Below are 25,764 nucleotides of genomic sequence, written 5' to 3'. Positions count from 1 at the left end.
GAACCGACGCTGCCTGTATTTCAGCAATGCCACAACTTCTTAAGCTTGGTTAACGCCTTGTTTACCACGATGGGTGAAATGTGCGCATGTCGGTCACCCGTGTTTATCCTGTAGCGAATTTTTTCACGGTTTTTCGGAGCGCGGGCCTGGCCCGGGAAGCTCGTCTTTCGCCGTAGCACAGTCGCGCGGCCGCCTTCGTTCCCGACAGGGACTTTGGGGAAAACTGGCAGCAAGCCGGCCATTCTGAAAAACGGACGCATCGATGAACAGCAAGCGGTCCTATCTCGAGACACTCAATGCCGGCAGGCCGCGCAGGCCGAACACCACGCTTGATGACTTGAACCGCTCGCTGGAAACGCTGGAGCAGCGGCTGGAGCGCAAGCGCGAGGACGTGGGAGAGCGCTTCGATCCGCGCCGGCCACCGGTCGATCCGCGCTACGCCAGCGCCCAGCCCTACGCCCCGCCGCGCTGGTATGAGGATCCGCAGCCCACGCCGCGGCCGAAAAGCCCGGCGCCAGCCGGCTTCGACCAGAACTATCAGGCGATCGCGCGCGACATCGACCGTGTGCGCGGCCAGGAAGACAGCGTCGCCGTGGTCGGCAAGATCGCAGGCGAATTGCGCGGCCTGCGTGAGGAATTGCGCCATCAGATGACCGCCGGCCTGCAGCGCGAATTCGCCGCGCTGCGCAAGGACATCGAACGGGCGTTCCAGGCGAGCAACCAATCAGGCGGTCAATCAGGCGGCTTGCCCGGCAAGGGCAGCGCCGAACTCGGCCTCGAATTCGAGCGGCTGTCCGGCGCCATCCAGACGCTGGCCGAAAAGAGCGACGACAGAAGCGTCAACATGCTGCGGCTCGAACTCGAGCAGGTAAAGACCGCGCTCGACACGCTGGCGCGAGAAGAGAGCGTGCTGAAGGTCGACCGCCGCTGGGACGATTTCGACCGCCGCTGGAGCGCGTTCGAGGACCGCGTCGACGCCGACCACCGCAACCGCGCGGACGGCCCCGGATTTTCGGCCCTGACCGACCGGCTCGAGCAGATCAGCAATGCCGTCAACAATCTGCCGGAATCGCTATCGCTGCGCTCGATGGAGGAAAAGGTCCGCACGCTTGCCGGCGCCGTCGACCACTTCGTCAGCCAGCAGAACAACCGCGGCGGCGACACGCTCGGCCTGATCGACGAACGGCTTGACGAGATTACGCGCGCCATCGTCGCCTCGACCGTCGCCGCACAGGCCAATTCCTTCGACCCCGAGCCCTTCGAGCGCATCGAGAAGCGGATCGCCTCGCTGGCGCAGCAGATCGAGGAAGTGGTGCAGGTCCGTCCGAGCGGGGAGGTTCTCGACCGTCTCAGCATGCTGTCGAACCGGGTCGACGACCTCGCCGGCCGCGCCAATCTGCCGGAGCAGGCGATGGAGCGCCTCGCCAACCAGATCGCGATGATTGCCGACAAGATCGACCGCGCCCCGGCCATGCCGGACGTCGACTATATTTTCCAGGGCCTGGAACAGCGCTTCGACGTGCTGTCGGGCGTGATGGAACGCCGGCAGGGCGACGCCATCGAACAGGGCAATATGCTGTTTCGCGATCTCGAGCGACGGCTGGACGAGGTCGCCGACCGGCTGGACCAGCGTCAGCCGCAAGCCGACAGCGCCGAAATCATGGACGCCATCGACGCCCGTTTCACCGCGCTTGCCAAGCGCATGGAGACGCGTGTCCCCGATCCTGCCAACGAGGCGGCGATCCGCGGCCTGGAAAGCCGGCTCGAAGACATTTCAAGCCGGCTGGAATCGTCGGCCGCGCAGGTCGCCGGCATCGATCCGGCACTGATCCGCAGTCTCGAGGCTCAGGTCTCCGGCCTGTCGGCGCATCTGTCGAAGCCCGGCACGCCGCTGCCGGAATTCGAGGACATCAGCCCGCGCCTCAACGAGATCGAGAAGTCGCTGGCCGGCACCCGCGAGTCCATCATGGGCGCAGCACGCGAGGCGGCCGAGAGCGCCGTGCGCTCACTGGCCGATTCCAACGCCAACACCGCGGCCGTCACCGGCCTTGCCCAGGATCTGAAGACGCTGGAAGCGCTGACGCGCCGTTCGGACGAGCGCAATTCGCGGACATTCGAGGCCATTCACGACACGCTGCTCAAGATCGTCGATCGCCTGGGCTCGCTGGAAACCAGCGAACCGGTCGAGGCGATGAGCGAACTTCTGGATACGCCGGCCGAGCCGGCGAGGCGGGCCCGCGCTGCCCGCGCCTCCAAGATCGCAGTGCAGGACGCGCCGTCGATGGATATCGACCAGCCGCTGCCGCTGACCGGAGACATGGCCGACCTCGACGGCCGCGCCGCCGCGATCATGCGCAACGAACCCGATATGCGCAGCGACCCGGTCATGGGCAGCGAACCGGTACGCCGCTCGCCGGCCGAGGCTGCCGCGGCCGCTGCCCAGGCAGCGCTCGGTTCCGATACGATTGCCGAGAAAGGCGAAGGCACGGCCAAGAAGTCGCTGTTCGGCGGATTGGCGCGCGCCTTCAGGGGCAAGAAGCAGGCTGACATGCCGCCGCTTGCCGGTTCGGCGCCCAATGCCGACATGCCGAGCGTCGATCTCGATGAACCGCTCGACCCCAAGTTCGCCAACCGGCCGCTGGAACCAGGCTCCGGCGCGCCAGACCTCAACGCCATCATGAAGCGCGTGCGCGACGAGCGCGGCCCGCCGGCGCGCCAAAGCACCGGCGACGCTTCGAAATCCGACTTCATCGCAGCGGCTCGGCGCGCGGCGCAGGCCGCGGCCGCCGAGGCCGACGCCCTGAAACGCCAGTCCACCATGAAGGGTCCGGTGAAAGCGCTGCGGATCGGCGACCTACTCAAGGCGCGGCGCAAGCCGATCCTGATGGGAGCGATCGCGATCATGCTGGCGCTTGCCGGCCTGCAGCTGGGCAAGGCCTTCTTCGCCGACCCGGTCGAGGTCGCAAGCAACGATACCGCGCCGATTGTCGCATCGCAGCCGGTCGAGACCGCCTCGGTCAACGCTCCCAGCCAACCCAAGGCAGACACGCAGGCAACCGTGCAGGATGCACCGGCCCGGATGGTCAGACAGGCGGAGCCATCGCAGCCGCCCGCCAAGGATGACGCGCCGATCGAGGCTGCTTCGACAAATTCTGTTGGTCCTGACGTGCCAGCAGCCGAATCCGCGCCAGCACCAATGGCTTTGGCCGATCCGGCCCCGGCGCCAGACGCTACTTTGCCGACGACCGCCACTGCGGAACCGGCGGCTGACGCGCAACCTGCGGCCGCTGTCGTGGCGCCATCGGCATCGGATACGACCGGCGCCGTTCCGCCCGCTGACACCGCGGCAACGCCTGTCGTCGCCAAGATCGACGTTCCGGCCGATGCCGGTCCGCAAGCCTTGCGCGACGCGGCCGCCGGCGGCGACGCCAAGGCGCTGTTCGAGCTCGGTTCGCGCTATGCCGAATCGCGCGGCGTCAAAGAAGATATGGCGGCAGCCGCCAAATGGTACGAAAAGTCGGCCGAACTCGGCTTCGCGCCAGCCGAGTACCGCATCGGCAATTTCTACGAAAAGGGCATCGGCGTCACGCGCGACATCAAGAAGGCAAAGACCTTCTACCAGCTCGCCGCCGCGCAAGGTAACGCCAGCGCCATGCACAACCTCGCCGTGCTCTTTGCCATGGCCGCGGACGGCGTGACCGACAATGAATCGGCCGCGCACTGGTTCCAGGCGGCGGCCGATGTCGGCGTCAAGGACAGCCAGTTCAATCTCGGCATCCTGGCGGCCAAGGGCGTCGGCATGAAGCAGAGCCTGGAGGAATCCTACAAATGGTTCGCGCTGGTCGCCAAGACCGGCGACAAAGATGCGGAGGCCAAGCGCGACGAGGTCGCCAGTGCGCTGCGGCCCGAACAGCTCGAGCGGGCGCGCGCCGCCACCGAACTGTGGAAGCCGAAGCCGCTCGACCCGGCGTCCAACTCGGCCGACATTCCTGAATCCTGGCAGGAAGGCACGCCGCAGACGACCGCCAGCGTCGACATGAAGAAGGCGGTCAAGAACATCCAGCTCATCCTCAACAAAAACGGCTACGATGCCGGCGGCGCCGATGGCGTGATGGGCGGCAAGACCAAGACCGCGATCATGGCTTTCCAGACCGACAACAAGATGCAGGCGACCGGCGAAATCGACGAAAAGCTGGTGAAGGCGCTGCTGGCGCACAAATAACGGCAGATGCGTCGCTAACGCGACGCCCTTGCCACACATTTGCCTGTTAACTGATTGAGATGTTTTTTGTTTCGGCAGGGCGGCGGGGTTTGACCCGACTGCCCCGTCGGCGCAAGGAAAAATTGGCTTTTCGGTGCGACAATGCCCGCGAATGGCTGCAATCGCCGACAGGCAAACTGATCGAGACTGACGGGTGGGCATCTATCTCCCGATCGCGGAAATTTCCGTCAACGTCTTCGTCCTGCTGGCGATGGGCGCGGCGGTGGGTTTCCTGTCGGGCATGTTCGGGGTCGGCGGCGGTTTTCTGATCACACCGCTCCTGATCTTCTACAACATCCCGCCGGCGATCGCGGTCGCTACCGGCGCCAACCAGGTCATCGCCTCCTCCTTCTCCGGCGCGTTGTCGCACATGAAGCGCGGCACGCTCGACTTCAAGCTCGGCGGGGTGCTGCTGGCCGGCGGCATTGTCGGCTCGACCGGCGGTATCTTCGTCTTTGCCTTCCTGCGCCGACTCGGCCAGCTCGATTTGTTCATTTCGCTGCTCTACGTCGTGCTGCTCGGCACGGTGGGCGGGCTGATGCTGGTCGAAAGCGTCAATGCACTGCGCGCCACGCGCAGCGGCGCTGCACCGGTGTTGAAGAAATCCGGCCAGCACAACTGGATCCACCGGCTGCCGCTGAAGATGCGCTTCAGGGCCTCGAAACTGTTTGTCAGCGTCATCCCGGTGCTGGGGCTCGGCGCCGGTATTGGCTTCCTGTCGTCGATCATGGGTGTCGGCGGCGGCTTCATCATGGTGCCAGCGCTGATCTACCTGCTGAAAGTGCCGACCAACGTCGTCATCGGCACCTCGCTGTTCCAGATCATCTTCACCTCGGCCTACACCACGCTGGTGCACGCCACCACCAACCAGACGGTCGACGTCATGCTTGCCTTCCTGCTGATGGCGGGCGGCGTCGCCGGTGCGCAATATGGCGCCAAGGCCGGCCAGAAGCTGCGCGGCGAACAGCTCAGGGCGCTGCTGGCGCTGCTGGTGCTGGCGGTCGCGATCCGGCTGGCCATCGATCTCTTCGTAACGCCGCCAAACCTCTATTCGCTGACCGCGGCAGGCCTGAACTGATGCGGGGATGGAGGATTTTTTCGGCCGCCGCTTTGCTTTTCGCTCTCGCGCTGCCGGCGACAGCACAGGCGCCGAACCCGCTGCCGGAAGGCATCCAGATCGGTCTCTCCACCGACGCGGTGTCGATCACGGCCGGGTTTTCCGGCGCCGACCTGACCATTTTCGGTTCGCTGGAAAACCCCGATCCGCTGGTGGCGCGGCAGGGACGCTATGATGTCATCGTCGTGCTCGAAGGGCCGCCGCGCCCTGTGGTTGTGCGCCGCAAGGACCGGGTGCTCGGCGTCTGGGTCAATCTGGAATCCGAGACCTTCGAGAATGTGCCGGTGTCCTATTCCGTCGCCACGACGCGGCCGCTGCAGGACATCACCGAACCCAACAGCTACAAGCAGCTGTCGCTCGGCCCTTCCAACCTTTACATGAAGCCGGCCGACGCCACCGACAGTCCGGCGACGATCGAGGAATTCACCATGGCGCTGCGCGAGCGCAAGGCGGCGACCGGCCTCTACAGCGAGAATGTGGGCGGCGTGCAATTCCTGTCGCAGAACCTGTTCCGCGCCACGGTGCGGCTGGCGCCGAATGTCCCGGTTGGAACGCATAAAGCCCGCGCGTTCCTGTTCAAGAGCGGCCTGTTCCTCAAGGAAAGCTCGGCCCAGCTCGAAATCCGCAAGTCGGGTTTCGAACAGTCGATCTTCCGCGTCGCGCACGACTATTCCTTCCTTTATGGCGTCTTCGCCGTATCGCTGGCCATGATCACCGGCTGGCTGGGCAGGCTGATCTTCCGCAAGGATTGACGCCTGGAAGCTCATTTTACCGGAAAACAGGGTTCCCCTTTTCGCGTTTATGCGATAGATCGCCGCCTCCCAACCCTCGGGCAAATACGCACAATCAATTCGGCAAGCGGTCCGGACATCCGGATGGTAGTGCTTTTCAGCGCCGGCCACCGCGACCCAATGACAGGAGGCTGCAATGCATCAGGCATTTGGCGGCATCGATTTCGGCACGTCCAATTCCACGGTGGGCGTGATCCGGAACGGCCAGGCACGACTGGTGGCGCTGGAAGGGGAACAGCCGACATTGCCAAGTGCGGTGTTCTTCAACTTCGAGGACGGCCACACCTATTTCGGCCGCCGCGCCATCACCGACTATACAGACGCCATCGAAGGCCGGCTGATGCGGTCGCTGAAGAGCGTGCTCGGCAGTTCGCTGGCGCATGAGAAGACGCGCATCAAGGCGCGCCAGATCGGCTTCATCGACATTGTCGGCATGTTCGTCGGCCATCTGAAGAAGCGGCTCGAGGAAGATGCCGGCGCTCCAGTGGAGAGCGTCGTACTCGGCCGACCCGTGCAGTTCGTCGACGATGATGCGGAAGCCGATGCCAAGGCGCAAAGCGAGCTTGAAAAGGCAGCGCGCGCGCAAGGCTTCAAGCACATCGCCTTCCAGTTCGAACCGATCGCCGCTGCACTCGATTACGAACAGGGTGTGGCACGTGAGGAGCTGGCGCTGATCGTCGACATGGGTGGCGGCACGTCCGACTTCTCGATCGTGCGGGTTTCGCCGCAGCGCGCCCGCTCAGGCGATCGCAAGGATGATATCCTGGCCAACCGCGGCGTCCACATCGGCGGCACCGATTTCGACCGGCTGCTCAGCATCGCCCATGTCATGCCCAAGCTCGGCTATCTCTCACCGACGAAAGACGGCAAGCGCAACCTGCCGGCGAGCTATTTCATCGACCTGGCGACGTGGCAGCGCATCAACCTGGTCTACACCGCCAAGGCGATGACGGATCTCAGGCAGATCCGCTTCGAGGCCAAGCGCGCCGACTTGGTCGAGCGCTTCATCCACATTGTCGAGCATCGCTACGGCCATGCGCTGGCCGGGCTGGTCGAACGAGCCAAGATTGCACTGACGGATCAGGCTTCGGCTGATGTGACGGTGGCGCTGCCCGACGTGCATTTTGCGGCCGAAATTACGCGGACCGGACTGGAAGAAACGATTGCCGCCGACATCGGCCGCGTATCTACAACGGTACGGCAGACGATCGTCGACGCAGGCGTGAAAGCGTCCGACATCACCGCCGTGTTCCTCACCGGCGGCTCGACCGCCATCCCGCTGGCGCGAAGAGAGATCCTGTCGCTGGTGCCACAGGCAGCTGTGATCGAGGGCGACATGTTCGGCTCGGTCGGGCTTGGCCTGGCGCTGGACGCTCAAAGAAAGTTCGGCTGAAGCCTTCCAAGAGCGGTTCAGCTTTTCACAGAATCGCTGATCCGCTAGCTGAAGACCGCGCCCACGGTTCGATTGGAAGAAGCAGGGATCGGCGATCGGCCGGATACCAATGAATTCCGTGCTGGCCAAGTAGAATCACTTGACCGCCCGCCCTTGGCATGGACGAGAACCGCCGCAGTGCTGATGCTTGCGAGGCGGCGGCGATGCGGCGCAGGGTGTCTGAAAGGATATCAGCGCCAAGCCCCTTCCCGGCATGGCTACGCCAGACCGTGGATATCGCGATGAGCCCGTAGCGGACTTGTCCAAAACGCAAACCGCAGATCTCGCACAAATTAGGCCCAATCCCGCAATTAAGTCTTATATTATTCTGCCCACAATCCAGCGATGTTGTAGCATGTCTTTTCGAGCGCAGTGAGATAACACTAGCCCGGCACAGTAACCGATGGAACCTTTCGAATGCAGGATGAGCAATGGCCGCCCGATAGTTTGATCGATATGATGATGCAGTTGAGCGATGGAGACTTCTCTGTTCTTGTTGGCGCGGTGGCGCACCGCGCTTCAATGTCAACATGGGCCGGTAGTCGCAATCACGCATTCTGGAGTGAGCTTGCAAAGCTCGGATTGTTGAAAGAGGATCCACCCATTCCCATCGAAGAACTCGCCGATGCGCGTAATTTCTCTGTCGTCAAAGGGGGTGTGCCTCGCCTCGATAAATTGCTCCGCAAACGCGTCATCTACACCATGATGCGACAATTTTTGGAGACCGAATGCGAACCATTTTCGACGAAGGTCGTTGAGCGCGTTAGGGATGCTGGAGGCGGCACTGCGGACATCATAATCTTGATGGGTGTCATCCTCACTTCTGTTCTATCGAAGAGTTTTCCGCAGCAAGATTGCGAACAGGTGATCCAAGCCGTGGCAGACCTTGCCAGGAAGCGTTTGGCTAGGAATAACTCTTAGAAGGATCCACTGCAGCGCGCAGCAAATGCCGCGATGCCAGGAAAATCAGAATGGCGCGCAGCGGTTTTCCTGGAATTGCTCTAGCCCGTCGGCGATGCATCCGCCTTGCCCGTCAGATGCGCCTTGAGCGCCATTTGCGCCAGGCTTGCCTGGCGGTCGCGATGGGTGATCATGGCAAAGTCGCGCTTCGGCAGTTCGAGCGGCACAGAACGCAGGCTGCCCTCGGCCACGGCGCGTCCGACGACGAGGTCCGAGATGATGGTGGCGCCGGCGCCGGCCTCGACCGCCTGGCGAACCGCTTCATTGCTTGGCAGCACCAGAAATATCTGCAGGTCGGCGAGCGATATCCCCTCGCGGCGGGCCAGATCCTCCAGCACCTCACGCGTGCCCGAACCGCCCTCGCGAATTATCCAGCGCAGCCCCCTGATGTCGGGGCGGCCCGGCGCGATTTCGACGATCTCGGGATGCGAGGCGGCGACGACCAGCATCAGTCTGTCGACGTCGACCTTGGTGCGGCGGAGGATGTCGGATTCGGTGCGCCCCTCGACCAGGCCGAGATCGGCGGTGCCGTCCAGCACATTGGCCTCCACCTGCCTGGTGTTGCCGATGCTGACGCTTAAGCGCACCGCCGGGTAGGCCTCGTGGAAGGACGCCAGCCGGCGCGGCAGCCAGTAGCTGGCGATGGTCAGGCTGGCGGCGATCGACAGGCTGCCGGCGACCGTCTGCGAGACATGTTCCAGCACGTTGCGGGCGGCGGCCGCGCGCTCCAGCACCGCCTTGGCCTCCGGCAGGAAGCGGTGGCCGGTCTGGGCCAGCTCGATGTTGCGGCCGACCCGGTTGAACAGATGAACGCCGTGCTGCTCTTCGAGCGCGCGGATGGCCGCCGAGGCGGCCGACTGGGAAATGCCCAAAAGCTCTGCCGCCTTGGTCATATGGCCACGCTCTGCGACAGCGACGAAAATGCGCAATTGGTCAAGGGTCATGCGCGCATTAAGAACCAATTCCGATCGAATTTACAAGAACAACTGATTAGACGGATCGATGCCTTTATTCTACTTTTTCAGTCGAAGTTAGAAAAAATTCGCCAATAGATCGCAGCCAACAACATGATCGGGCGGTTCAGATCCCTGCTTGCGCATTGGACCCATGGCCTCAGGCGGCGGCTGGCCGGCGACCGCTATCACCCTGAAGAGCACTATATGCGTGGCCCCGGGCCGAAGACGCGGGCCAAATTCTCAGGCAGCAAAAGCACGCCTGGCCTATGAGCCACGGAGCGCCGCGCGGGGCCAATTCCGCACCGTCGCAACGGCCGCTTGCCGATACGCGCGCCCCGGATGAAGGCGACGGCGTCGACACCTCGCCCGATGTCTCCGACAGCATCGCCAAGACCACCTGCTATATGTGCGCCTGCCGCTGCGGCATCGACGTCCATATCAAGGACGGCAAGGTGCGCTACATCAACGGCAACAAGGACCATCCGGTCAATCGCGGCGTGATCTGCGGCAAAGGCAGTTCGGGGATCATGCAGCATTACAGCCCGGCGCGGCTGAAAAAGCCGCTGCTGCGCAGCGGCCCGCGCGGCTCCGGTGAATTCCGCGAGATCGAGTGGGAGGAAGCGTTTTCGATTGCGACCGAACGGCTATCGAAGATCCGTCGGACCGATCCCAAGAAGCTTGCCTTCTTTACCGGACGCGACCAGTCGCAGTCGCTGACCGGCTGGTGGGCGAGCCAGTTCGGCACGCCGAACTTCGCCGCCCATGGCGGCTTCTGCTCGGTCAATATGGCGGCGGGCGGGCTCTACACGATCGGCGGCTCGTTCTGGGAATTCGGCGAGTCCGACTGGGACAACACCAAATACTTCATGCTGTTCGGTGTCGCCGAGGACCATGATTCCAACCCGATCAAGATCGGGCTCGGCAAGCTCAAGGCGCGCGGCGCCAAGGTGGTGTCGATCAACCCCTGCCGCACCGGCTACAACGCCATTGCCGATGACTGGATCGGCATCAGGCCCGGCACGGACGCCCTCTTCGTCTTTGCCCTCATCCATGATCTGCTGAAAGCCGGCCGCGTCGATCTCGACTATTTGCTCCGCTACACCAATGCGCATGTGCTGGTCATCCAGGAGCCGGGCGCGGCCGATGACGGGCTTTTCCTGCGCGACAGCGACAACAATCCCTTCGCGTGGGACCGAGTGGCAAAGGCCTCCATCAACGCCGCCGATCCAGATGCAAAGCCGGCGCTGACCGGCAGCTACACCGTCGCCGGCCGCCGCTGTGCGCCGGTGTTCCAGCTCATCGCCGATCGCTACATGGACGACAGCTACGCGCCTGACGCGGTCGCGGCTCAGTGCGGGATTACGGCCGACACGATCCGCCGGATCGCGGCCGAACTCGCCCATGTCGCCTTCGAACAGACGATCGAACTGCCGGTGGCGTGGACCGACTGGGCCGGGCGTCGGCACGAGACGATCAAGGGACGGCCGGTGTCGATGCATGCCATGCGAGGCATCTCGGCCCATTCGAACGGTTTTCACTCCTGCCGCGCCATCCACCTGCTGCAGGTGCTGCTGGGCACGGTGGATGTTCCCGGTGGTTTCCGTTTCAAACCGCCCTACCCCCGTTCGGCGCCGCCGGGGCCGAAGCCGTGCGGCAAGAATGTAAAGCCGATGATGCCGCTGGACGGCGTGCCGCTCGGCTTCGTCTGTGGGCCGGATGACCTGCTGGTCGATGAGGCCGGCACGCCGCTTCGCATCGACAAGGCCTACTCCTGGGACGCGCCGCTCGCCGCGCACGGGCTGATGCACACGGTCATCCGCAACGCCTGGGCCGGCGACCCGTACCCGATCGACACGCTGATGATGTACATGTCGAACATGGCGTGGAATTCCTCGATGAACACCGTCGAGACCATTGCCATGCTGACCGACCATGATGAGGCGGGCAACTACAAGATCCCCTTCATCATCTATTCCGACGCCTATTATTCGGAGACGGTGCCGTTCGCCGACCTGGTGCTGCCCGACACCACCTATCTCGAACGGCATGATTGCATCAGCCTGCTCGACCGGCCGATCAGCCATGCCGACGGACCGGGCGACGCCATCCGCCATCCCGTGGTCGAGCCCGACCGCGATGTCAGGCCGTTCCAGTCGGTGCTGATCGAACTCGGCGCGCGCCTCGGCCTGCCCTGCTTCGTCAATGATGACGGGTCCGCGAAATATCGCGACTATGCCGACTACATCGTCAATCACGAGCGCACGCCGGGCATCGGCCCACTCGCCGGCTGGCGCGGCAAGGACGGCACGTCTGTCGGCAAGGGCGAAGTCAATCCGGACCAGCTGCAGCGCTACATCGACAATGGCGGCTTCTGGCACCAGGACTTTGCCGCCGACCAGCGCTATTACAAGATGGCCAACCGCTCCTATCTCGACTTCGCGGCGCAGTTGGGGTTCATTCCTAAGGCCGAGCCGATCGTGTTCCAGCTCTATTCCGAGCCGATGCAGCGCTTTCGCCTCGCCGCGCGCGGCCATGGTCGCGTGCAGCCGCCGGAAGCCGAGCGCGGCCGTATCGAGACCTATATGGACCCGCTGCCGTTCTGGTTTACGCCGTTCGAAGAGGCCGCCGTCGATCTCGAAAAATATCCGCTGCATGCGCTGACGCAGCGGCCGATGCACATGTATCATTCCTGGGGTTCGCAGAATGCGTGGCTCAGGCAAATCACCAGCCAGAACCGGCTGTTCGTGCATCACAGAAAAGCGGCTGACCTCGGCCTTGTCGACGACGACTGGGTGTGGATCGAAAGCATTAACGGCCGCGTGAAGGGGCAGATCAAGCTGGTCGACGGGGTCAATGCGGATACGGTGTGGACCTGGAACGCCATCGGCAAACGGCGCGGCAGCTGGGGGCTGAAGGATGATGCCGCCGAGAGCAATCGCGGCTTCCTGCTCAACCACATTATCGGCGACCAGACCTCGGTCGATGCCAACGGCAAGCGCTATTCGAATTCCGATCCGGTGACCGGACAGGCGGCGTGGTTCGATTTGCGGGTGCGCATCGTCAAATGCGCGGCCGAGGAAGCCGGCTTCACCGAGCCGCAATTCGAGCGTTTCGGCCAACCGCCAAATGTCGCGCCATCGCCCGACATCCTTTGCTACGGCGCCGAATTCCGCGTCAACAGGGAAGCCGTGGAATGACCTGCCTTCCCGCCCATACCGACAAGAGGCTGGGGCTGGTCATCGACCTCGACACCTGCGTCGGCTGCCAGGCCTGCGTCACCGCCTGCAAGGAGTGGAACACCGGCGGCCACATGGCGCCGCTGACCGACATCCACCCCTATGGCGGCGATGTCGACGGCGTCTGGTTCAACCGCGTGCACAGCTACGAGCACACGACGGAGGCGGGCGGGCGCACCGTCAACTTCCCACGCTCCTGCCTGCATTGTGAGACGCCCGCCTGCGTCACCGTCTGCCCGACCGGCGCCTCCTACAAGCGGGCATCGGACGGCATCGTGCTGATCGACGAAAGCAAATGCATCGGCTGCAAACTGTGCAGCTGGGCCTGTCCCTACGGCGCGCGCGAATTCGACACCGATGTCGGCGTGATGAAGAAATGCACGCTCTGCGTCGACCGCATCTACAACGACAATCTGGCCGAGGAGGACCGCGTGCCGGCCTGCGTGGCCGCCTGCCCGACAAGTGCCCGGCATTTCGGCGATCTCGGCGATCCCGCATCGGCGGTGTCGCAACTGGTGGCGGAGCGCGGTGGCGTCGACCTGATGCCGGAGATGGGCTACAAGCCGACCAACAAATATCTGCCGCCGCGCGCCCACACTGAGCGTGCCGCATCGGTGCCGGCGCAAAGGCTCGAGCCGGTCAAGGCCGAGGGCGGTTTCCTCGGCTGGGTCGACCGCATGCTTTCGAACTGACATCCATGCATCCTGCCCTCTCGGTCGTTTTCTTCACCACCGCCACAGGCGCCGGTTACGGCCTGCTGGCGCTGCTTGGCGTGCTTGGCGGACCAGGGTTCATCCCGGCCGATTTCTGGCTCGGCCTCATCGGCATGGGGCTGGCGCTCGGCCTGATCGCCGCCGGTCTGTTGTCGTCAACCGGCCATCTCGGCCGGCCCGAACGGGCCTGGCGCGCCTTCTCGCAATGGCGCAGTTCCTGGCTGTCGCGCGAAGGCGTGGCGTCGGTGGCGACCTTCATCCCGGCCGGGCTGTTCGGCCTTGGCTGGGTGTTTTTTGGCCGCACCGGCGGCTGGGTGGCTATTGCGGGCTTGCTCGCGACCGTCGGCGCGGTCGTCACTGTCTGCACCACCGGCATGATCTATGCGTCGCTGAAGCCGATCGCGCAGTGGCACAGCCGCTACACGCTGCCCGGTTACCTCATCTTCTCAGTGATGACCGGCAGCGTGCTGCTCAACGCGCTGCTGCAGGCATTCGCCATCGGCTCGACTGCCATTGCCGCCGTCGCCCTGCTGCTCACCTTGCTCGGCTGGGGCTGGAAGCTGGCGACCTGGCGCCACAATGACAGGCTGGAGATCGCGACCACCGCCAATACGGCGACGGGGCTTGCCGGCGGCACAGTGCGCTCACTGGAATGGCCGCACACCGAAGAGAATTACCTACTCAAGGAGATGGGCTTTCGCATCGCCCGCAAGCACGCCGCCAAGCTGCGGCAGATTGCGCAGGTGCTGGCCTTCGCCCTTCCTGCTCTGTTTCTGCTTGCTGTGCTATTCGCTTTGCCCTGGCCGGCCGCGGCGGTTCTGTCGGTGCTTGCGGCCAGTGTCCAGTTCGCCGGCATGTTGGTCGAGCGCTGGCTGTTTTTCGCCGAGGCGAAGCACACCGTCACCCTCTATTACGGCCGGTAGAACGCCGTCAGGCGGCTTGCGCTTCCGGCGCCACCGGCAAGTCCTTCAGCAGGATTTCGATCGCGGCATCGACGACGGCTGTCCGGCGGTCGTGGGCGTAGAGGCCGTATTGGACGGTGAGCGGCTCGGGCACCGATGTCTTCAGCACCCGCATCGAAGCGGTGCGGACGGATTCCGGTGGAAGCAGACCGACGCCCAGTCCGTTCTCGATCGCCGCCTGCAGGCCGGTGACGCTCTGACACGACAAAACGATCCTGTGCTGCCGGCCGGCGGCAACCAGCGCCTCGATCATGCGCCTGCGCCAAGGGCAGGTTGCGCCAAAGGCGACGAGATCGAGCGGCCGCTCCGGATCCAGCACATAGTCCGTAGCGCAGACCCATTGCAACTCGACATTCCACGTCGTCACGGCATCGGCTGCGACGACCGATGTCGGGGCAATCATGACATCCAGCGCGTCCTCACTCCACAGCCGTCCCAGTGCGACACTGTGCTCGACCATCGCGTCAAGGCTGATGTCGGGATAGGTGCGATGCAGCCGCCCGAGTGCGGCCGAGAGCGCCGCTGTCGTGACTTCCTCGGCAAGACCGATGCGCACGCCGCCGCCAATGCCGGCCTGCTGCAGACGCGCCACCGCCTCATCGCCGAGAGCGAGGATGCGGGTCGCATATCCCAGAAACAGCTCTCCCTCCGCGGTCGGCACGACGCCGCGGCCGGTGCGCTGGAACAGATGCCGTTTGAGCAGGCCCTCGAGCCGACGCATCTGCATGCTCAGCGACGATTGGGTTCTGCCGGTCTGCGCGGCGACCCTGCTCAGGCTGCCTTGCCGGCAGACCGCGACATATGTGCGAAGAAGGTCGAGGCCGATCTGTTCAGATATCATCTTCTTTGAACTCTGTTGTCACTGATATCAGTCTACAATGATATCGCGCCACGCGCTATCTCCCTTCCACGAGAACAGCGCAAGGAAGAAAACCATGAAAGCGATCCGTGTTCACCAGCATGGCGGGCCAGACGTGCTCACCTATGAGGATGTCGACATCGGCGCGCCCGGGCCGGGCGAGGTGCGCGTGCGCAACCGGGCGGTCGGCCTCAACTTCGTCGATATCTATTTCCGCACCGGCGAATATGCGCCACCCGCCTTGCCATTCATTCCCGGCAATGAAGGCGCAGGCGAGATCGTCGCGATCGGCGAAGGCGTCAGCGGCTTTGCCCCGGGCGATCGTGTCGCCTATGTCGAAACGCTCGGCGCCTATGCCGAGGAACGCATCGTGCCGGCGCATTTCGTCGTGCATCTGCCCGACGCCATCGATTTCGAGACGGGTGCGGCAATGATGCTGAAGGGGCTGACGGCGCAATATCTGTTGCGCCGCACGTTTCGCGTCGAGGCCGGCCACACCATCCTCGTGCATGCCGCGGCTGGCGGTGTCGGCCTCATCCTGACGCAGTGGGCGAAGCATCTCGGCGCGACCGTCATCGGCACGGTCGGCTCACCCGAGAAGGCCGAACTGGCGCGCGCCAATGGCTGCGACCATGTCATCGACTACAGCGAGCAAGATTTTGCCGCGCGGGTGAATGAGATCACCCATGGCACAGGCTGCGACGTCGTCTATGACGGGGTCGGCAAGGCCACCTTCCCGGCCTCGCTCGATTGCCTGCGGCCGTTCGGCACCTTCGTCAGCTACGGCACGGCGTCGGGATCGATCCCGCCCTTCGACATCATGCTGCTGATGGAAAAGGGATCGCTGTTCGCCACCTGGCAGTTGCTGTTCCATCATCTCACCAGACGCGAAGACGTTGTCGCCATGAGCGAGGAACTCTTCAGCGTCGTCCTGAGCGGTGCGGTGAAAATCCCGGTGCATACAAGCATGCCGCTCGCGCAAGTGGCCGAGGCGCATCGCCGTCTCGAAGCGCGGCAGACGACCGGCGCTACCGTGCTAATACCGTAGAACTCAGCCCGGCCGCAGCATGGCGTGGGAAATGGCGAAGATACGCCCGGCGCCCAGCATGTAGGCCATCAGCGTCTCGCGCCGTAACAGGCCGGCATAGGCGCGGTCGAGCACGTTGAGCGAACCGGTATAGGCGCCGAAGGCCGGCATGATCATACGGCCGCCATCACCGGCAAAACAGCGCCGCCGCACCGAGCGGCCGCGCTGGACGATGCGCGCGCAGGGATGGAGATGGCCTGCGACTTCGCCCTCGGTTCGCACCTTCGACGGCTCGTGGCGGAAGAGCAGCGAGCCGATGGCGAGTTCGCGCACGGTTTCGCCGGGCAGATCCGCCGGCGCTTCCGGGTCGTGGTTGCCGGCGACCCAGAACCAGTCGCGGCCGGCCATCAGCGCCTCCAGCCGCTCGCGGAAGGATTGGTGCATGCGCTCGGCGCCGCCGCCATCGTGGAAGGAGTCGCCCAGGCTGATGACGATCGAAGGCTGGTAGTCCGCGATCACCGCCTGCAGCCGCAGCAAGGTTGCGCCGGTATCGTAAGGCGGGATCAGGGCGCCGCGCCTGGCGAAGGACGAGCCTTTTTCCAGATGCAGGTCGGAGACCGCGAGCAGCCGCAGATCGGGGAAATAAAGCACGCCGCGGGGATCGCAGACCGCGCGTTCGCCAGCGATGCCGACCATGTCGGCCTCGGCGATCAGTGTTGCGCGCGCCAGCGAAAAATTCATTTCAAGTCAGACCCTCGTGGTCAGGTTTCGCCCTTGGCCCCATGGCCTCTTCAACCAGATCGGCGGCCTCCATGAGCAGAGACTCGTTGGCGCCGCCATTGACCGATTCCCTGCCGATCTCCAGCATCACAGGCAGAGCCAGCGGCGAAATCTGGTCGAGATGCTTATGCATGATTCGACCGCGTACACGCGAGAGCATCTCGGCAAGTCTGCTGACATCGAGCAATCCGGCCGAGGCATCGGTGCGGGTCGCCTGCAGCAGGATATGGTCGGGCTCGTGGCTGCGCAACACATCGTAGATGAGGTCGGCCGAGACCGTCACCTGGCGGCCGCTCTTCTCCTGTCCAGGAAAGCGCTTCTCGATCAGCCCGGCAATGACGGCGCAGGTGCGGAAGGTGCGCTTCAGCATCCAGCTGTCGTTCAGCCAAGCTTCGAGGTCGTCGCCCAGCATGTCCTCGTCAAACAGAGCAGCCAGCGACGGCTTCTTCGCCTTGAACAAGGCCGCCATGTCGTCGAGCGCCCAGACGGCCAGCGAATAGTCGGTGGCGACGAAGCCGAGCGGACGGGCGTTGGCCCGCTCCAGCCGGCGCGTCAAAAGCATGCCGAGCGTCTGGTGTGCCAGCCTGCCCTCGAACGGATAGGCGACCATGTAGTGGCGGTTGCCGCGCGGAAAGGTTTCGACCAGAAGATCGCCCCGCTTGGGCAGCACTGACTTTTCCTTCTGCAGTCTGAGCCAGTCGGCAACCTGCTCGGGCAATGCCTGCCATTTGTGGGGATCGGCCAGCATGCCGCGCACCTGGTCGGCGAGATAGGTCGACAGCGGAAACTTGCCGCCGGCATAGGATGGCACGATGATGTTGGCGCCGGCGCCGTTCGAGACCACGCATTCATTCTCGCGAATGCCCTCGAAGCGCAGCACTTTGCCGGCGAACAGGAAGTTGTCGCCGGGCCGCAGCGTCTCGGCGAAATACTCCTCGATCTTGCCCAGCACCGGCCCACCGCGTCCGGCCATGCCGCGTCCTTGCCGAACATAGCGGACATTGAGCTCCGGCATTTCGACGATGGTGCCGACATTCAGGCGATATTGTTGCGCGATGCGAGGGTTGGAGACGCGCCACAGCCCGTCCTTGGTCTGGCGGATGCGGGCGTAGCGCTCATAGTTTTTCAGCGCATAGCCGCCGGTGGCGACGAAGTCGACGACACGGTCGAATGTCTCGCGCGCCAGCCCGACATAGGGGGCGGCACTGCGTACCTCCTCGAACAGCATGTCGGCGTCGAAAGGCGCGCCGCAGGCGACGCCCAACACATGCTGCGACAGCACGTCGAGCGCGCCATTGATCAGCGGTGGCGTGTCCTGCGCGCCGAGATAGTTGGCGTCGAGTGCCGCCCGGCATTCCAGCACCTCGAAGCGGTTCGCCGGGATGAGGATCGCCTTCGACGGCTCGTCCATGCGGTGGTTGGCGCGGCCGATGCGCTGCGCCAACCGGCTGGCGCCCTTGGGCGCGCCGACATGGACAACCAGATCGACATCGCCCCAGTCGATGCCAAGGTCCAGCGTCGAGGTGGCGACGATGGCACGCAGCGCGTTGTCTGCCATCGCCTTCTCGACGCGGCGGCGCTGGCCGACATCGAGCGAACCATGATGCAGCGCGATCGGCAGCGAATCCTCATTCGCCCGCCACAGTTCCTGGAACAGCATCTCGGCCTGGCTGCGGGTGTTGACGAACAGCAGCGTCATGCGATGCTTCTGGATCGCCTCATAAATCTCGGGAATGGCATAGCGCGCCGAATGTCCCGACCACGGCACACGCTCGCGCGAGTCGAGGATGGAGATGTCGGGCCTGGCGCCACCGGAGACGGTGATCAGCCCGGCCATGTCGCCGGGTGGATTTTGCCCGACCAGCCAGCGCCGCAATTCATCGGGCTCGGCGACCGTCGCCGACAGGCCGATGGTCTGCAGGCCGGGCACGTAGGTGCGCAGCCGCGCCAGGCCGAGCGCCAGAAGGTGGCCGCGTTTCGAAATTACCAGCGAATGCAGTTCGTCGAGCACGACATAGCGCAGATCCTCGAAGAAGCGCCTGGCATCAGGCGCCGCGATCAGCAGCGCCAGCTGCTCCGGGGTGGTCAGCAGGATATCAGGAGGCACCAGCTTCTGCCGCTGGCGCTTATGCGAGGGCGTGTCGCCGGTGCGCGTCTCGATGGTGACGGGAAGGCCGATCTCTTCCACCGGCTTGCCGAGATTGCGTTCGATGTCGACGGCCAACGCCTTGAGCGGCGAGATGTAGAGCGTGTGGATGCCGCGATGCGCCTGGCCGGGTTTGCGTCTCGGACGGTTGGCCAGTTCGGTGAGCGATGGCATGAAGCCGGCGAGCGTCTTGCCGGCCCCGGTCGGCGCGATCAGCAGCACTGACTGCCCGGCCTGGGCTCGCGCCAAAAGCTCGATCTGATGGGCGCGCGGCGACCAGCCTTTCTCGCCGAACCATCTGACGAATGGTTCGGGCAAAGCGACGGTGGCATTGTGTTCGGCAAGGCGCGGCTGCTCTGTCACGCGAGAGAGGTAGCGCGAGCGCGCGCGAACTCCAAGGAAAATCGGAACAAAAGGTGATCGGGCAAGCTTTCCTCGCCCCGTTTACGGGGAGAGGATGCCGGCAGGCAGGTGAGGGGCAGCGCAAACTTGTCAGGTTATCGTCTTATACATTGGCAGCAGTGGGCCATGCGCCGACGTCAGCGCCGCCACTCCTCCGCCCTTCGGGCACCTTCTCCCCGTAAAACGGGGAGAAGGAAGAAGCTTACGGCCTGCGAAACCGCGTCGGCCCGCCATACAGATACCCAATCCGGTCGATCGCGTCCTTCAGCCCTTCGCGCGACACCAGCATGGTGTGGCCGTTGGCGTGGATCATATCGCGGGCGTCGGTCATGATGGCGACGTGGCCCTTCCAGAATACCAGGTCGCCGCGCTTCAGCCCGGCATAATCCGGGCCGGGATCGAGTGGTTCGCCAAGGCCTGCCGCCTGCATGTCGGAATCGCGCAGGACATTGCGGCCGGCCATGCGCATGGCCAGCTGCACAAGGCCCGAACAGTCGATGCCGAAGCCGGAGGTGCCGCCCCAGAGATAGGGCGTGCCGAGAAACATCTCGGCCACCGCGACGTAGTCGTGAGCCACGTCGCCAAGCGGGCGCAGATGGCCGGCGATCAGCGCCTCGCCGGAGGGCAGCAGCGCATAGTGGGTGCCGCGCGTTTCGGCAGCGCCCGTCACCGTCACCGTCGAGCCCATCGACAGCTGGCCGGCGATCGGAAAGCGCAGATCGGCGCCGGGATACAGGAAGGTGCGCGGCGCCGCGACAATATGGGTGGGCGCATGCTCGCGAGCACCCAACATGGTGGCGCCGACATAGCCGACATAGCCGTCGCGTTCAGCCTGGACCCAGGCCCAACCCTCGGCTTCCTCGAAGACAAGCACATCGTCACCAAACAGCACCTGCGTGTTGACGCCGGCATCCGGGCGCGGCGCCTTGCGGATATCGGCCACGGAGGCCGCGATGCGCGCCGGACGGCCGGTGACGAAGCGATCGGCCGATACCTCGCCTTTCAGCCTGGCATCGGCGAGGTCGGAACGGAAGGCGTGAAGGCGGGCATCCCTGGCAGTCAAATCAGCAATCCAGCTATTGGGTATGGTCAGATGGGCAGCTCATGCGCTCGGGCAACGATACCATCGCCGAAGCGCTCGACAAAGAGCGCGCCTTCGACCGTGCGCCGGATCAGCACGTTGCGCTTGTCGAGCTCGTCGCGATGGCGCGACACAAGCTTCAGCGCGCCCATCGTATCGAGCGCGCGGGTGATGACCGGCTTGGTGACGTTGAGGCGGGCTGCCAACCCGCGCACGGTGTGCGGCGGCGGGTCAAGATAGATGGTGAACAGGATCGCCGTCTGGCGCATGGTGAGATCGGGCGCGTTATCGCGCACCTGCGACAGCATCACCTGCTGCCACAGTCGCATCGCCTGGCTCGGACGCATCGAAATCGACATCGCCCGAGCATGACGGCAAATTGTTTCGGTTCCGTTTCAGTTTGGAGGCCGTGCACTATGCCTCACGACCTCAGGCATAGCGCCTCGAAATGATCCGCTCCAGCGCGCGGATGCCTTGCGCCTCGCCGCCGGCAGGGCCGTAGGGGCGGTCGGACGGATTCCAGGCAAAGATGTCGAAATGCGCCCAGCCCGGCGTCCGCTCGACAAAGCGTTTCAGGAACAGCGCCGCGGTGACCGAACCGGCAAAGCCGTCGGTGGTGACATTGTTGATGTCGGCGATCTTCGAGGCCAGCCTGGCATCGTAGGGCCGCCACAGCGGCATGCGCCACAACGGATCCTCGACGGCAACGGAGGCCGCCACCAATTCGGACGCCAGCGCTTCGTCGCCGGTGTAGAAAGGCGGCAGGTCGGGACCGAGCGCGACGCGCGCGGCCCCGGTCAGCGTCGCCATGTCGATCAACAGTTCAGGCTCCTCATCATCGGCCAGCGCCAGCGCATCAGCCAGCACCAGCCGCCCTTCGGCGTCGGTGTTGCCGATCTCGACGGTGATGCCCTTGCGGCTGGTCAGCACATCGCCAGGCCGGAAAGCATTGCCGGCAATCGAGTTCTCGACCGCCGGGATCAGGACGCGCAGCCGGACCTTCAGCCTGGCGGCCATGATCATCGAGGCCAAGCCCAGCACATTGGCGGCGCCGCCCATATCCTTCTTCATCAACAGCATGCCAGACGACGGCTTGATGTCGAGACCGCCTGTGTCGAAACAGACGCCCTTGCCGACCAGCGTCACCTTCGGCGCATCGGCCCGTCCCCAAATCATGTCGATCAGGCGCGGCGTGCCGACAGAGGCGCGGCCGACCGCATGAATCATCGGAAAATTCTGCTTCAAGAGATCGTCGCCCTTGATCACCGACACCTCGGCCTTGTGTGTCGCCGCCAAGGTCCGCACGGCCTTTTCCAACTCGTCCGGTCCCATGTCACTGGTCGGCGTATTGACGAGATCGCGCGTCAGGAAGACGCCTTCGGCGATGCGGCGGACACGGCCCGCATCGGCGCCGGACGGCAGCGCAAAGCGCAATGCCTTGGCTGGCTTCTTGCCGTATCGGGTGAAGACATAGCCGCCGAGAACCAGGGCTATAGCCGAGAGTTCCGGCTCGGCATGCGCCGAGCCAAGGTGCCAGTCGCCCTCCGGCAGGGCTCTCGCCAGCGCACCTATGGCCAGCGCGCCCTCGCCTTCGCCGATGCCGAAAAGGGCGCCGGCAAGCACGCCGTTTTCGCCGGGCACGGTGAGTGTCCTGCCGGCTTCGCCGGAAAAGCCGTTGGCGGCCGCCCAGGTGATCGTGGAAGGCGAAAGCCCCAAGGCCTCCAGGCCATCCCTCGCGACCAGGTGGACGGGCAAGGCAGTGTTTAGTGTCTCGACGAGTTCGACGGGCATTCGATGGTCTCCGCGCAGGCTTGCAAGTCGCCCCCAAGTCACCTGACAGGGACGTCGAATGATTTCAACCTCTATGCACAGAGGCCAGGCATAGGAAAATGCCAAGCCAATGGCTTCCGGCGGGCCGCGTACCGATCTCAACGGGCCGCTTTTTAACTATCCGTTAGGGTTAACAGAATATTTCTGGGGGAATGAAGACGGCCATGCAATGGCCGCGCCCAGGAATGGAGAGCCCCGTGCCGATGCCGACCAACCGCAGGATGAACGTCACGGGCAAACGGGTGGTCACCACGGCGTTGCTGATGGCGCTCGCGGCCGGTGTTGCCGGGTGCGGAACCAGCAAGCTTACGACCGGCTCGATCGGGCGCACCAGCGGCAAACCGCTGGAAACCATGTCGGCCAACGAGTTGCACGGCGCGACCACGCGACTTGGCGAATCCTACGCAAAGAATCCCAACGACAAGCGGCTGGCGACAAATTTTGCGGCGGCGTTGCAGATGGACGGCGATGCCGACCAGTCGCTTGCCGTGATGCGTAAGCTCGCGATCGCCTACCCCAAGGATCGCGACGTGCTCGCCGCTTATGGCAAGGCCCTCGCCGCCAATGGCCAGTTCGAGTCCGCGCTCGACGCCGTGCGCCGGGCGCAGACGCCGGAATATCCGGACTGGCGGCTGATGTCGGCGGAGGCCGCCATCCTCGACCAGATCGGCCAGAAGGATGAAGCGCGCCAGGATTACCGCAAGGCGCTGGACCTCAAGCCAAATGAGCCTTCGATCCTTTCCAATCTCGGCATGTCCTATGTACTGGAAGGCGATCTGCGCACCGCTGAGACCTATATGCGCTCGGCCGCCCAGCAACCGAACGCCGACAGCCGGGTGCGCCAGAACCTGGCGCTGGTCGTGGGTCTTCAGGGCCGTTTCGACGAGGCCGAGAAGATCGCCTCGCAGGAGCTTTCGCCCGAACAGGCACAAGCCAATGTGGCCTACCTTCGCCAGATGCTTGCCCAGCAGAACGCTTGGAGCCAGCTCAAGGATCAGGACAAGGACAAGCCGGCGACCAACTGAGCGCCGAACACATCTCCGCGCAGCGCAAGATCCATCCACATCAAAGCTGAAAACCGAGAGCCGCATTGCATCGGCAACCCGGCTCTTTGGTATGGCCGCAACGAAGCCTACTGGCTCGAGGAATTGTGCTGGTCGCCGAAGATGCCGCGCTGGCTGACCTGAATGCCGGCTGGTCCAAGAATGATGGCGAACAACACCGGCAGGAAAAACAGGATCATCGGCACGGTGAGCTTCGGCGGCAGGGCTGCGGCCTTCTTCTCGGCGGCATTCATGCGCATGTCGCGACTTTCCGAGGCCAGCACGCGTAATGCGTGCGCCACGGGCGTGCCGTAGCGCTCGGCCTGAACCAGCGCCTGGGACACCGACTTCACCGATTCCAGGCCGGTACGAGCCGCGAGGTTTTCATAAGCCTGCTTGCGCTCCTGCAGATAAGAGAGTTCGGCATTGGTCAGCACGAACTCCTCCGCCAACGCCACCGACTGCGAGCCGATCTCATCGGCGACCCTGCGCATTGCAGCCTCTACCGACATGCCCGACTCGACGCAGATCAGCATCAGGTCGAGCGCGTCCGGCCACGCCTGCTGGATCGACTGCTTGCGTTTGGCGGCACGGTTGTTGACGTAAAGGATCGGCGCGTAGAAACCGGCATAGGCGACAAGGATGCAGACGAACAGCTTCACGAAAGCCGGCCGATCCGGCAGCCCGCCGAGCACGAACAGATAGATCGCCGCCAGCGCGAAACCGACAAAAGGCAGGACCAGGCGGAAAAACAGGAACCGCGTCAGCGGGTTCTGGCCACGAAAGCCCGCCACTTTGAGCTTCTGCAGCGTGCCTTCATCGGCCAGCGCACGCCGGAGGTCCAGCCTGTCGACGATGTTGCGCATGCCGATAGACTGTTCCTCGCGCAGGCCCTTGCGGCGCCGATCGGCTTCGTTGGCCAGCCGCGCGCGCTGCTTGGCGCGCAGCTCGTCCCGCTCCAGCGCCACCGATTTCATGCGTGCCTTGAGCTGGTTGCCACCCAGGGCCGGCAGCACCGTGAAGACGGTCGCGAACACCGCGATGCCGACCAACAATGCGATCAGGAAGGCGGGATCGGTCAGCGATTTGACGACTTGGTCGGTCATTCGTTTTCAGTCTTTTCGTTCGAGCTTTCCGAAGTCGGGCCTAAACCTCAAAGTTCATCATCTTGCGCATCACCAGAATGCCGATAGACATCCAGACGCCGGAACAGCCGAGGATCAGATTGCCGGTGCTGGTGGTGAACAGCGGCATGATGTAATTCGGGCTCGACAGGTAGACGAGAAGGGCGACGACGAAAGGCAGAGCGCCGATGATGACGGCCGACGCCTTCGCTTCCATCGACAGCGCCTGGACCTTGGCCTTCATCTTCTTGCGGTCGCGAAGCACGCGCGAAAGGTTGCCCAGCGCCTCGGAGAGATTGCCGCCGGCCTGCGACTGGATCTGGATGACGATGCCAAAAAAGCTTGCCTCGCTGCATGGCATGGTTTCGGCCATGCGCAAGGTGGCATCGGGGATGGACATGCCAACCTGCTGTGAATCGACGATGCGGCGGAACTCGGTCTTGACCGGCTCCGGCGATTCATTGGCGATCAGGCGAATGGCGTCGTTGAGCGGCAGGCCGGACTTGACGGCGCGCACTATGATGTCGAGGGCGTTGGGAAATTCGTTGAGGAACGCCTTGACCCGGCGCGCGCGGCGAAACGAGACGAACCAGCGGGGCAGGCCGAGCGCGCCGGCCAGCAGCGCGCCTGGCAAGACCAGCAGCGGCGCGCCTGCGAAATAGGCAAGCGCCGTCAGCGCGATGCCGCAAAAGAGGGAGTAGAGATAGAAACGCTCAATCGAGACCTGCATGCCGGCCTGACGGAGCAGGGCCTTCAGCGGCGGCTTCTTGACAACGCGTTCGGTGGTCTTCTGCTTTTCGTCGAGCTGTTTCAGTGAATCCTGGACGGATTTGCGCCGCTTGGCCGCCTCCGCGACACGGTCGCGTGAAGCCTTGACGACCGAACGATCGGTCTCGGCGGCTTTGATCGTCTCGAGCCGCTTGCCGGCCTGCTTCTCGTTGTTCATCTGGGTGAACAGGAAGGCATAGGCGACCGCGCCGGCGCTGAAGCCGGCGAGCACGATGAACGCCAGTACGGTGGTGTCAATTCCGAACATCAACCTTG

19 protein-coding genes are annotated in these 25,764 nt (G+C 64.1%); 10 read left to right on the top strand and 9 right to left on the bottom strand.

The genetic code is table 11. From position 1 onward, the window contains the following. Positions 1 to 262: 262 nt before the first annotated feature. From AC1DXM_RS14770 to AC1DXM_RS14750, 5 genes are all read left to right on the top strand, one after another. Complete coding sequence (locus AC1DXM_RS14770) at positions 263 to 4,222, top strand: peptidoglycan-binding protein (RefSeq protein ID WP_477233696.1); 3,960 nt, start codon at positions 263 to 265, stop codon at positions 4,220 to 4,222. 193 nt (positions 4,223 to 4,415) lie between these two features. Continuing rightward, positions 4,416 to 5,339 carry a sulfite exporter TauE/SafE family protein gene (locus tag AC1DXM_RS14765; RefSeq protein WP_023669608.1) on the top strand — a complete coding sequence of 308 codons (924 nt, stop codon included), beginning with the start codon at positions 4,416 to 4,418 and terminating at the stop codon, positions 5,337 to 5,339. Further along, positions 5,339 to 6,130, top strand: a complete 792-nt coding sequence (locus AC1DXM_RS14760; RefSeq protein ID WP_477233695.1) for a TIGR02186 family protein — start codon at positions 5,339 to 5,341, stop codon at positions 6,128 to 6,130. Before AC1DXM_RS14765 ends, AC1DXM_RS14760 begins: the two co-directional genes overlap by 1 nt. Before the next feature lie 175 nt (positions 6,131 to 6,305). Next, positions 6,306 to 7,562, top strand: coding sequence for an Hsp70 family protein (locus AC1DXM_RS14755; protein ID WP_477233694.1), 1,257 nt, complete (start codon positions 6,306 to 6,308; stop codon positions 7,560 to 7,562). A 456-nt stretch (positions 7,563 to 8,018) separates the two neighbouring features. Next, positions 8,019 to 8,522 carry a hypothetical protein gene (locus AC1DXM_RS14750; protein WP_477233693.1) on the top strand — a complete coding sequence of 168 codons (504 nt, stop codon included), beginning with the start codon at positions 8,019 to 8,021 and terminating at the stop codon, positions 8,520 to 8,522. Positions 8,523 to 8,602: 80 nt separating this feature from the next. Here AC1DXM_RS14750 and AC1DXM_RS14745 read toward each other — a convergent pair whose 3' ends face one another. Then, on the bottom strand, positions 8,603 to 9,505 hold the full coding sequence (locus tag AC1DXM_RS14745) for a LysR substrate-binding domain-containing protein (RefSeq protein WP_477233692.1): 903 nt from the start codon (positions 9,503 to 9,505) through the stop codon (positions 8,603 to 8,605). Positions 9,506 to 9,783: 278 nt separating this feature from the next. On the opposite strand from AC1DXM_RS14745, the gene AC1DXM_RS14740 reads away from it, so the two are divergent. The 3 genes from AC1DXM_RS14740 to AC1DXM_RS14730 are packed head-to-tail and all read left to right on the top strand — an operon-like array spanning position 9,784 to position 14,389. Then, positions 9,784 to 12,714 carry a molybdopterin oxidoreductase family protein gene (locus AC1DXM_RS14740; protein WP_477233691.1) on the top strand — a complete coding sequence of 977 codons (2,931 nt, stop codon included), beginning with the start codon at positions 9,784 to 9,786 and terminating at the stop codon, positions 12,712 to 12,714. Beyond that, positions 12,711 to 13,445, top strand: coding sequence for a 4Fe-4S dicluster domain-containing protein (locus AC1DXM_RS14735; RefSeq protein ID WP_477233690.1), 735 nt, complete (start codon positions 12,711 to 12,713; stop codon positions 13,443 to 13,445). Before AC1DXM_RS14740 ends, AC1DXM_RS14735 begins: the two co-directional genes overlap by 4 nt. Positions 13,446 to 13,450: 5 nt before the next feature. Further along, complete coding sequence (locus tag AC1DXM_RS14730) at positions 13,451 to 14,389, top strand: dimethyl sulfoxide reductase anchor subunit family protein (RefSeq protein ID WP_477233689.1); 939 nt, start codon at positions 13,451 to 13,453, stop codon at positions 14,387 to 14,389. A gap of 7 nt (positions 14,390 to 14,396) precedes the next feature. Here the strand turns inward: AC1DXM_RS14730 and AC1DXM_RS14725 are convergent, their stop codons facing one another. Then, positions 14,397 to 15,269: a LysR substrate-binding domain-containing protein gene (locus tag AC1DXM_RS14725; RefSeq protein WP_477233688.1), complete on the bottom strand. Its 873-nt coding sequence runs from the start codon at positions 15,267 to 15,269 to the stop codon at positions 14,397 to 14,399. Positions 15,270 to 15,363: 94 nt separating this feature from the next. Between AC1DXM_RS14725 and AC1DXM_RS14720 the strand changes: the two genes are divergently transcribed. Beyond that, positions 15,364 to 16,335, top strand: a complete 972-nt coding sequence (locus AC1DXM_RS14720; RefSeq protein ID WP_477233687.1) for a quinone oxidoreductase family protein — start codon at positions 15,364 to 15,366, stop codon at positions 16,333 to 16,335. A gap of 3 nt (positions 16,336 to 16,338) precedes the next feature. On the opposite strand, the gene pdeM is transcribed toward AC1DXM_RS14720, so the two are convergent. From pdeM to AC1DXM_RS14695, 5 genes are all read right to left on the bottom strand, one after another. After that, positions 16,339 to 17,055, bottom strand: a complete 717-nt coding sequence (pdeM, locus tag AC1DXM_RS14715) for a ligase-associated DNA damage response endonuclease PdeM (protein ID WP_477233686.1) — start codon at positions 17,053 to 17,055, stop codon at positions 16,339 to 16,341. Position 17,056: 1 nt separating this feature from the next. After that, positions 17,057 to 19,603 carry a ligase-associated DNA damage response DEXH box helicase gene (locus tag AC1DXM_RS14710; RefSeq protein ID WP_477233685.1) on the bottom strand — a complete coding sequence of 849 codons (2,547 nt, stop codon included), beginning with the start codon at positions 19,601 to 19,603 and terminating at the stop codon, positions 17,057 to 17,059. Positions 19,604 to 19,844: 241 nt separating this feature from the next. Beyond that, positions 19,845 to 20,705 carry a C40 family peptidase gene (locus AC1DXM_RS14705; protein WP_477233684.1) on the bottom strand — a complete coding sequence of 287 codons (861 nt, stop codon included), beginning with the start codon at positions 20,703 to 20,705 and terminating at the stop codon, positions 19,845 to 19,847. 26 nt (positions 20,706 to 20,731) lie between these two features. Beyond that, complete coding sequence (locus AC1DXM_RS14700; RefSeq protein WP_142868371.1) at positions 20,732 to 21,082, bottom strand: MarR family winged helix-turn-helix transcriptional regulator; 351 nt, start codon at positions 21,080 to 21,082, stop codon at positions 20,732 to 20,734. Between the two features lie 70 nt (positions 21,083 to 21,152). Continuing rightward, the gene (locus AC1DXM_RS14695) at positions 21,153 to 22,514 is read right to left on the bottom strand and encodes a leucyl aminopeptidase family protein (protein WP_477233683.1); all 1,362 of its coding nucleotides are present in this window, start codon (positions 22,512 to 22,514) and stop codon (positions 21,153 to 21,155) included. Positions 22,515 to 22,756: 242 nt separating this feature from the next. Between AC1DXM_RS14695 and AC1DXM_RS14690 the strand changes: the two genes are divergently transcribed. Next, complete coding sequence (locus AC1DXM_RS14690; protein WP_192256917.1) at positions 22,757 to 23,578, top strand: tetratricopeptide repeat protein; 822 nt, start codon at positions 22,757 to 22,759, stop codon at positions 23,576 to 23,578. A 107-nt stretch (positions 23,579 to 23,685) separates the two neighbouring features. On the opposite strand, the gene AC1DXM_RS14685 is transcribed toward AC1DXM_RS14690, so the two are convergent. Further along, positions 23,686 to 24,702 (bottom strand): type II secretion system F family protein, encoded by a 1,017-nt coding sequence (locus tag AC1DXM_RS14685; protein ID WP_192256893.1) that lies wholly within the window; start codon positions 24,700 to 24,702, stop codon positions 23,686 to 23,688. A gap of 40 nt (positions 24,703 to 24,742) precedes the next feature. Then, positions 24,743 to 25,756, bottom strand: coding sequence for a type II secretion system F family protein (locus tag AC1DXM_RS14680; RefSeq protein WP_192256891.1), 1,014 nt, complete (start codon positions 25,754 to 25,756; stop codon positions 24,743 to 24,745). Between the last annotated feature and the right edge of the window lie 8 nt (positions 25,757 to 25,764).

It is taken from the genome of Mesorhizobium sp. P3_A2 (assembly GCF_056403115.1).
This window is presented reverse-complemented; position numbering and strand designations above follow the sequence as displayed.